The 2,226-nt window shown below is 50.9% G+C and carries 2 protein-coding genes; both read left to right on the top strand.

The window, feature by feature from the left end:
• On the top strand, positions 1-1,518 hold a 1,518-nt coding region (locus Q0362_RS05420; protein ID WP_366099778.1), incomplete at its 5' end, for an OB-fold nucleic acid binding domain-containing protein.
• Between the two features lie 21 nt (positions 1,519-1,539).
• The coding region (locus Q0362_RS05415; RefSeq protein WP_298120882.1) for a histidinol dehydrogenase at positions 1,540-2,226 on the top strand (687 nt) is incomplete at its 3' end.

The following is a 2,226-nucleotide window of genomic DNA, read 5'->3' as shown; positions in this document are numbered from 1 at the left end:
CACACCAACTACGCCCTGCGAAAAAACGGTCTTCAAGAAATTGAACCCATTCACCCAGAGTTGGAAGAGCCACTCTCAGAAATTCTGGGAACCACGTATGGCTTGATTGTGTATCAAGAACAGGTCATGGCGGTTGCTCAGAAAGTTGCTGGCTTCACGCTCGGTCAAGCGGACGTTTTGCGTCGCGCCATGGGTAAAAAGAAGAAATCTGAGCTTGATAAGCAGTTTGCTGATTTTGAATCTGGCATGCTGGCCAATGGTTACTCAGCCCCGGCAGTCAAGATTCTCTGGGACACGCTGATGCCGTTCGCTGACTATGCCTTCAATAAGGCTCACTCAGCTGGATACGGCGTGCTCAGTTACTGGACTGCCTACCTCAAGGCCAATTTCCCAGCGGAATATATGGCAGCGCTGCTGACTTCTGTGGGCGACTCGAAAGACAAGTTAGGTATCTATCTTTCCGAATGTCGCCGAATGGGGCTCAACGTCCTCGCTCCTGATGTGAACGAATCAGATGGTGTTTTCTCTGCTGTAGGTCAAGACATCCGATTTGGCATGGGTGCTATTCGAAATGTCGGCTTTGGAGTTGTCGAACACATCAAAGCTGCTCGTGCAGACAAGGGTCGTTTCGAAACTTTTCACGACTTTTTGAAGAAAGTTCCGACACAAGTAGCCAACAAGAAGACCTTGGAATCCCTCATCAAGGCGGGAGCCTTTGACGCCATGGGTAACACTCGACGTGCCCTGGTCGAGATCCACGAGGATGCCGTCGAGTCTGCCGTCAGCCTCAAGCGCAATGAAGCTTTGGGGCAGGTCGATCTCTTTGGCGACATGTTCGAATTCGCCGAAGAACATTCTCAAGTTCCCGACCGACCAGAATTCACCAAACGGGACAAGCTTGCCTTTGAGCGAGAAATGCTCGGGCTCTATGTTTCCGATCACCCGTTGGCTGGCCTGGAATTGCAGTTGGCCAAACATGCAACAGTCACCATCAATGATCTGACAACAAGTGATTCCACAATGGACGGTGACATCGTCGTATTGGCAGGTTTGGTCACAGAGGTTCAACGCCGCATAGCCAAGAAGTCGGGTAATGCTTACGGCATTATCAAACTCGAAGATTTTGGCGGCGAGATGGACATCATGTTGCTCGGTCGCACTTATCAAGAATTTGGCCCAATGCTGGAAACGGACCTTGTGTTAGCAGTCAAGGGTCGTGTCAATGTTCGTGATGATGGCCTTAATATCCAGGCCATGAGCATGTTCGTTCCAGATGTGGGTGCTGTAATTGGCCAGCAAGGACCGCTCAATCTAGTACTTCCCGAAGTTCGCGCTACCTCTGCGACGATTGGTGAACTCTCTGCCGTTCTCAAGCGTCACCCTGGTGACAGTGAGGTTCGTTTGCGGCTCACTCGTGGAGCAACTGCTCGCGTCTTTGAACTTCCCGCCAAGGTAAATATCTCTTCTGATCTCTATGGTGAACTCAAGTCTCTTCTCGGTCCAGGTTGCCTGGGATAGCGGAATTAGACTGGACTTCTGATGATTCGTACTCTTGACCTGCGTGGTTCACGTCCTACACGTGCTCAATTCTTGGGGCTTATTCCTCGCACTGAGCTAGATGTAGATACGGCACTTGATGTTGCCAGTGAGATTATTACTGCTGTCCGCACAGACGGTTCGCTTGCCTTACGAGAGCAAGCTCTTCGTTTGGACAAGGTGTCAGAATATGAAATTCGTGTACCTCAATTCCACATCGATGAAGCAGTTGCTGGACTTTCACCTGAGCTTCGAAGCTCACTAGAAACTGCCATTTCGCGTGTCAGGGTTGGCTCTCAGGCTCAAGTTCCACCAGCAGTCAGCTCTGAAATTGCTTCAGGTGCTGTGATTACTCAGCGTTGGCAGCCAGTTGAACGTGTGGGGCTTTACGTTCCTGGTGGAAAAGCTGTCTATCCCTCAAGCGTCATTATGAATGTTGTTCCTGCACAGGTTGCCGGTGTTCGTTCAATCGCCTTAGCTTCTCCGCCGCAGGCTCACTTCGGTGGTCGCGTACACCCCACAATTCTTGCTGCCGCTGGTCTTTTAGGCGTGAATGAAATTTATGCCATGGGTGGGGCCGGAGCTATCGGCGCTTTTGCTTACGGTGTGGAAGATCTTGATCTCGTGCCGGTGAATGTTGTTACTGGTCCTGGCAATGTCTATGTTGCGGCTGCAAAGCGCCTTGTACGT

Origin of the sequence: uncultured Aurantimicrobium sp. (assembly GCF_936931525.1) — a bacterium.
Lineage (GTDB): Bacteria > Actinomycetota > Actinomycetes > Actinomycetales > Microbacteriaceae > Aurantimicrobium.
This window is presented reverse-complemented; position numbering and strand designations above follow the sequence as displayed.